The organism is Pedobacter sp. (assembly GCF_035317785.1).
In the GTDB taxonomy this organism is placed as follows: Bacteria; Bacteroidota; Bacteroidia; order Sphingobacteriales; family Sphingobacteriaceae; genus Pedobacter.
Map to the genome: position 1 here is coordinate 1 of NZ_DATHGC010000142.1, position 6,043 is coordinate 6,043.

8 protein-coding genes are annotated in these 6,043 nt (G+C 44.1%); 2 read left to right on the forward strand and 6 right to left on the reverse strand.

Features of this window, described 5'->3' with window-relative positions; genetic code table 11:
- Positions 1–25 precede the first annotated feature (25 nt).
- The 3 genes from VK541_RS08960 to VK541_RS08970 form a co-directional block, all read right to left on the reverse strand.
- On the reverse strand, positions 26–397 hold the full coding sequence (locus tag VK541_RS08960; protein WP_324369101.1) for a hypothetical protein: 372 nt from the start codon (positions 395–397) through the stop codon (positions 26–28).
- Positions 398–573: 176 nt separating this feature from the next.
- Positions 574–1,218 (reverse strand): DUF6266 family protein, encoded by a 645-nt coding sequence (locus VK541_RS08965; protein ID WP_324369103.1) that lies wholly within the window; start codon positions 1,216–1,218, stop codon positions 574–576.
- Between the two features lie 66 nt (positions 1,219–1,284).
- On the reverse strand, positions 1,285–1,638 hold the full coding sequence (locus VK541_RS08970; protein WP_324369105.1) for a hypothetical protein: 354 nt from the start codon (positions 1,636–1,638) through the stop codon (positions 1,285–1,287).
- Between the two features lie 195 nt (positions 1,639–1,833).
- Between VK541_RS08970 and VK541_RS08975 the strand changes: the two genes are divergently transcribed.
- Complete coding sequence (locus VK541_RS08975; RefSeq protein ID WP_324369107.1) at positions 1,834–2,112, forward strand: hypothetical protein; 279 nt, start codon at positions 1,834–1,836, stop codon at positions 2,110–2,112.
- On the opposite strand, the gene VK541_RS08980 is transcribed toward VK541_RS08975, so the two are convergent.
- A complete protein-coding gene (locus tag VK541_RS08980) occupies positions 2,095–2,730 on the reverse strand; it encodes a Crp/Fnr family transcriptional regulator (protein WP_324369109.1) in 636 nt (211 codons plus the stop codon). The two genes, VK541_RS08975 and VK541_RS08980, sit on opposite strands and share 18 nt — an antisense overlap.
- Before the next feature lie 442 nt (positions 2,731–3,172).
- Here VK541_RS08980 and VK541_RS08985 point away from each other — a divergent pair, with 442 nt between their 5' ends.
- Positions 3,173–4,597, forward strand: a complete 1,425-nt coding sequence (locus tag VK541_RS08985) for a fibrobacter succinogenes major paralogous domain-containing protein (RefSeq protein ID WP_324369111.1) — start codon at positions 3,173–3,175, stop codon at positions 4,595–4,597.
- Between the two features lie 137 nt (positions 4,598–4,734).
- On the opposite strand, the gene VK541_RS08990 is transcribed toward VK541_RS08985, so the two are convergent.
- Both VK541_RS08990 and VK541_RS08995 read right to left on the reverse strand, forming a co-directional pair.
- A complete protein-coding gene (locus tag VK541_RS08990) occupies positions 4,735–5,205 on the reverse strand; it encodes a hypothetical protein (RefSeq protein ID WP_324369113.1) in 471 nt (156 codons plus the stop codon).
- 393 nt (positions 5,206–5,598) lie between these two features.
- Positions 5,599–6,043: protein-disulfide reductase DsbD domain-containing protein (locus tag VK541_RS08995; protein WP_324369115.1), on the reverse strand; the 445-nt coding region annotated here is incomplete at its 5' end.

Below are 6,043 nucleotides of genomic sequence, written 5' to 3' on the forward strand. Positions count from 1 at the left end.
GCTCTTCCCGACGTGGCAATCTCCCCTACAACACCGCCACAAAACACCCCACACCAGCTAACAACAGTAACGCATAACACGCAAAATAAAACCCTAACTGAACCCATACTTCCATTTCATTAAACCGTAAAACCAAACTGCCAAACCCCGGCAACTCAAACACCAGTAAAAACCGCTGAAGCAACCACCAGCACAAACCGATCAAACCCAAAAAGCAGATCAGACTGATCACGATCAGCACCAGAATACTCGGATCCACATAACCCACAGTACTATCAAACCTAAACAACTGCTGCTGCACCATCGGCCACATCAGCACCAAAATCCCAAACAACACCACCACCCTCCATATCTCCACATCCCTTTCCCGGAATGCCTTTAAAACCAATTCTTTCATAATTTTTCTTTTTTTTAACACCATACTTTCCCTTTCCCTCACTCGACTGAGTCCATTTGACGCGAATGTGAGTTCCTTAATTTGTTGTGAGAGAAAAACTGGTGACTCCGATGGACATAGGGGCATTGCGAAGCTGTGTCCCAGTCCAGGAGGAGTTCACCAGTTTTTCTCACAAATTATTGAACCACCGTCGCGTCAACAAACTCAGTCGTACTCGCCATCTTGTTATCAGCACTTACAAACGACGTCCAAACCTGAACATTATCACCACTCCAATCCACAGGCAGCAGCAGATCATAAGAAAGTGCAGACCTTATCGCCGCACCAACCGACACCTCCCACTCCTGCTTCGACGGATTATACACAACCAGCACCGGCTTATCCGTACCCGCACCAGCTTTCAAAGACGGTATCGCCGCCGACCAGGCAAAATCCAGTTGCGCATCCTCCGTAGTCGACAACACCATGTTTTTAGCCTTAGCCAGTTTGCCATCGCTAAACAGCACCTTCGGATAATCAATCGTAAAATTTGGAGAAACACCCGTAACGGCATTCAAAAGATTGTACCTGACCGCAGCATTCCAGGCACTCATATCAGAATTCCGATCCTCAAACCCGATCCTGATAAAATCACTGACCTCACTCAGCCAGCCCGTCATTAAAGTTAATTTCTGCTGGATCACCAATTGTGCCGCACTCGGCGTTCTGTTTCCCTTAGCCGGAGCTATAGAGAACACGTTTTGTCCGTTGACCACCCGGCCAACGTTGTTTCCGACCTTTCCTACCAAATGATAGAAAGGGCCACCTTTTAAAAATCCCATCGTTCTTATATTTTGATGGTTACCATTGTTTTATCCAATAACACAACCGCTATAGGAATGCCTTAATTAAAAGGCGATTTTAAGCTCCTCAGCAGTCCCCTGCCAGCTAAACCTGACCACTGCAATTCCACCATCCATCAGCTCCCACACCAGCACTACTGCCCTATCTGTCTCCTGCTGACCAGACACAATCTCGACCGCCCATTTCCTGTTCCTGGGGCTGCGCAACTCAATCACCCTCGCCTTACCACCCTGCTCAGCCGCAGCCCGCAGATCGGTCAGTAACCGGCTGCAACCCTCGATGTTGTTGATCCTGTACAGCATCCTGTTTCTTCTGAATACCACACCTGCCCTGTTGTCCTTTTTCCTGTAAATGTCCACCGAAAAGCGATCCCGCTTTCCTGCCTGTTTTTTTATCATAGTTTTGATTACGTTTAATGATCCAAAAGTACGGCGATCAAAAAAGGCCAAGTGTTCCCGGGGAACCCTTGACATCACTTTTAAACTTATTTCAGCATTCCAATTCTCAACACCATCATAATTTTTAGGGTTATAACCATAAAAAACTTTTAAAAACCTAGCTTTGTAATTGCAGGCATTCTGGAAAACATTGTCATGCTCGAATTAAAACGCCGCGGATATAATGTATATATCGGTAAACTGGACGATAAAGAAATTGACTTTATAGCCGAAAAATCAGGAAATAAAATCTACGTACAGGTAACCTATAAAATGGAAAGTGAAAGCACCATAAGCCGGGTATTCGAGCCTTTAATCGCTATCAAAGATCATTACCCTAAATATGTGGTCAGTATGGATGAACTTTGGAAAGAATCCATAGAAGGCATAAAACACTTGCATATCACAGATTTCCTGCTAATGGCTGACTATTAATCCCAATTTCTTCAACCTCATTCGTACCTTTTTCAGCTGTATCTTCGTCAATATCAAATATCCCGCCACATCTTCATCCCTGATCGGCCCCGTTCTGGCAGGAAGCAAACCCTTAAACAAACTGTAAAACTTCAGCAACCTCGCCTCCACATCCAGCGCCAGCAAATCCGTACGCAGCTTCTCCTGAGCCTCACTATACATGAAAGCAGTCTTGAGCGCCATTTCCCGCATACCTTCCATATGTTTATAGATCTTTTGCATGTGCGCATGGCTGATGCTCCGGACCAGCGTATTCTTGCAGGCCACAATCTCAAAAGCAGAAACCTCCTGGTCCATAAAACACTTCAGGGCCACAATGGTATTCTCACGATAAATGCGGTACAGGTACCTGTACCCGTTCGGGCACCAGGCATAGACTTTGACCAGACCGTGCACTACATAATAGGCATTCTTTGGTACCTCGCCCTGGTACTCCAGGCTGCGTTCTTTTTTACAATAAGGTTCATCGATCATCCAGAGCAGCAGGTAAGGTTCCAGCTCTTCCGGCAATGGGTTTTTAGGATCAATACTGCGCAGCAGTGCCATTAGCCTATTAAAGGCTTTGTCATTGTTCAACATGTTTTTACTCGTTTTAAGTTAGTTTGGTTTTTTATCCGGTTCCATTTACAAATGAAAAAGGAATGCCGTCAGGCGATTGAGCATTTTTACGTAATAATTTTATTAAGTTATAATCCAAAATTACGTAAAAGGCAATAATAAAACAACACGAAAGAACAAAATTTTTATATTTAATTACCTGATTTACAAATAATTATGTACAAAAAAGACCATAGCAATCTAGCTACAGTCCAAAGGGTATAGTCAGTATATAAAACGTTATTTAAGCCGGCTCACTTTTGTCATCCAGAGCGCAGGCAGGATCTCAATCTGCAACTTACCTACCTTATTTGTATGCAGTAAAGATATCCCATATAAAAAGACCAAAAAAACCCGGATGTGAAAACCGTTTTTTGATAGACAGATATCAAAAAAAATCAGTAATTTTAAACACAATCATGAAATGAAATCACATCTTAACGCACTCATATTATTGTCTTTAGTTCTTTTTTTTGGTTGCACAAAAGAAGAACTTGACCCTGCGCTGTTTTCACCGGGGCTCTCCAACTTCACCATAGAAAACAAGAAGATTGGCCAGTCCCCCTTCCTTTTGACAAAGCCCACTAGCGACAGCGACGGTGCAATCATCTTTGCAACTAAAGACACTGCACTTGTCAAAATCAGCGGCGATACCGTCACACTGAAAGCAGCCGGAAAATGCACCATCTATGCGCTGCAGCGTGGAACAGAGAAATATCGCGCCGATACCATTTCAGCCAGCTTTATGATCTTAGACTCCTTGTCAGCCAACCTTTCCGGTTTCCCGGCAATAGCCAAACGACTGGGTGAACTCCCTTTTACCTTAACAGACCCCAAAAGCGACAACAGCTCCCCGTTCAACTACCGGACCAGCGACACCGCGATCGTGTCCATCAGCGGTAAAACTGTGACCCTCAAAAGAGAAGGCAAATGTATCATTACAGCAGAACAGGGAGCAAAAGGCGACTATAAAAAAGCAAGCATTTCCGCAGAATTAACAGTTGCACCCAAGCTAAGCGCCATCATCACCTCAATTGTTTTTCCGGTAAAAAAAGTCGGCGAACCCGATTTTACTTTTGATCATCCGAAAAGTAACAGCACCGGAGCATTTTTCTATACCAGCAGTAATGTTAATGTAGCCTACGTTTACGGAAATCAGCTCAGCATAAGAGGCCCCGGAAAAACTACTATAACGATCGCACAACTCGAAGCTGGAATTTACAAAACGACGATAATTACCGCAGATTTTACTGTAATAGAAAATCCGGCCCTATCTACCCTTCAGGATGTAGATGGAAATACTTACAAGGCTGTCAAGATCGGAAAGCAGATCTGGATGGCAGAAAATCTGAAGACCAAACATTATACGGACGGCTCTCCAATCCCATATCTGAGATCCAATGCCGACTGGGCAAACCTGGGTACCGGAGGCGGATATGCCATGTATGACCATGATGAAAAAACGGGTAGAACTTTTGGATATCTCTACAACAGGGCAGCCGTCACAGACAGCAGGCAATTAGCCCCAGCCGGCTGGCATATTCCGTCAAAAGAAGAATGGGAGGTACTTTATCAATACATCGGAGGTACCAGGGAAAGCGGGCTGCTCCTTCGCGATCAATATAGCTGGAGTCCCCAAATGGAAAACGTCAATTCTACCTTATTCAGTGCAATGGGAGCTGGGTATAGACTTTCCAACGGCGAATTCACCGGCTATATCACTGACACCGCATGGTGGTCTACAGGCACCGTTCCGTATTACAGCTTATATACAAAAGGATATTTTGAGGCCGGTCCACTCTCCTCCTTAAATATCACCGGATGCAGCGTACGGTGTATCAAGGATTAACCACCCTTCACCTCTGCTTACTTTTCATCGCCCGTATAAAACTTTCTGCAGGCAGTGCCTCATGTATAACAATTGTTATACATTTCCTTTTCTCAATTCAACAATAAATCAAAGAACAATTCATAACAAAAGCAACTTTAATCAACCTCCTCTTCTACAACTACATAGATCTTCTGGATATGCTCTCTTACATAAGCTTTAAACTGTACCGCATTGTCCCATACCCCATTCTGCTCATCATTGTAATCCATTTGATCCCCACTAATCGCTGTCCTTCCACCAATCACATTAAAGCGCAGTGATTTCCCGCCCAGGTAGTCCAGGTCTGCCCACACCGTTCCATTGCCTTTCAGGTACTGCGCCCAGAGATCAGCCTGCGTAATGGCTTCAAGATCAGCCAGGCTTCTGATGTTCAGCTCCGCAATGAATTTGGCAGGCTCCATCTCTACCCACAGTGTAAATTTAGTAGGTCCTTCTGCCCAGACACTGATCCTGCAGCAGATGTCATCTATCCCGTCAATTTCTACATCCTGGGGATTTTCATAGACGTTGGGCAAAGTCTCTATAAGCGTCATAAATTGAGAGACCGTCATTAGTTGTTCTTGCATTGTTTTCTGTTTTTTTTATTAATTATTGTTTTCATTAAGGCTGCGGATTCTATCCGGAATTTCCCGCAGCCTTGTACTTATTAAAAAAACTAACCATTGTTGTATGGGTACAACAATATCTTTATTGCATTTTTTTCCTCTCTCCCTCCGGGAGAGATGTCCACAGGACAGAGAGGGAAAGATTTCAAAAACCCTCTCTCCCCGCAAGGGGGATCTCTCCCAAAGGGAGAGAGGAGATAATTTCACAAACTCCCCTGGACTTCGGATCGCAAACCAATGAGTGTTAATTCTCAATCAATTATTTATTTTATTTTGTGCTACCTCTTTAATAACCCCGGCCGGAAATTGAGATAAAACCGACCAGGGTCTAACTAATCATAAATGGTTGCTCTTTTATTTCAATTCAATTTCAAAAGGTATTTCCTCCGGAGGCAGGCATTGACTCTGATCACATGCCATAAACTCCACAGTCCCACTAAGTACAGTCTTTACTCCAGGCTTTTTCACCTTCACCACCTGCACAAACGTTACCGTACCATCATCCGACAACACATCTACCCCAAACTCCTTTGAATGCTCCTTATGCAGCTTACCTACCTCAGTAGTCTTCCCACCTAACAACACTAAAGGGTTCTTTGCAAAAGTCACTTTCGTAGCTGAAGGCCCACCATCAGGCGTACTTTGACTGTAAATATGCCAACCTTTTTCTATCACCGCAGTCATACTTACCCTATACACATCAGCCTTTCCCTTTACCGGCGCAGCCGAAAAACTCCACTTTATTGGACTTAAGATCTGGGCTTGTGTTGTTATCGTTATCAGTAGAAATCCTACGGCA

Excerpts from the sequence above, each read along its gene's own strand:
- VK541_RS08960 (WP_324369101.1), bottom strand. The coding sequence starts at position 397 with ATGAAAGAATTGGTTTTAAAGGCATTCCGGGAAAGGGATGTGGAGATA.
- VK541_RS08965 (WP_324369103.1), bottom strand. The coding sequence starts at position 1,218 with ATGGGATTTTTAAAAGGTGGCCCTTTCTATCATTTGGTAGGAAAGGTC.
- VK541_RS08970 (WP_324369105.1), bottom strand. The coding sequence starts at position 1,638 with ATGATAAAAAAACAGGCAGGAAAGCGGGATCGCTTTTCGGTGGACATT.
- VK541_RS08975 (WP_324369107.1), top strand. The coding sequence starts at position 1,834 with ATGCTCGAATTAAAACGCCGCGGATATAATGTATATATCGGTAAACTG.
- VK541_RS08980 (WP_324369109.1), bottom strand. The coding sequence starts at position 2,730 with ATGTTGAACAATGACAAAGCCTTTAATAGGCTAATGGCACTGCTGCGC.
- VK541_RS08985 (WP_324369111.1), top strand. The coding sequence starts at position 3,173 with ATGAAATCACATCTTAACGCACTCATATTATTGTCTTTAGTTCTTTTT.
- VK541_RS08990 (WP_324369113.1), bottom strand. The coding sequence starts at position 5,205 with ATGCAAGAACAACTAATGACGGTCTCTCAATTTATGACGCTTATAGAG.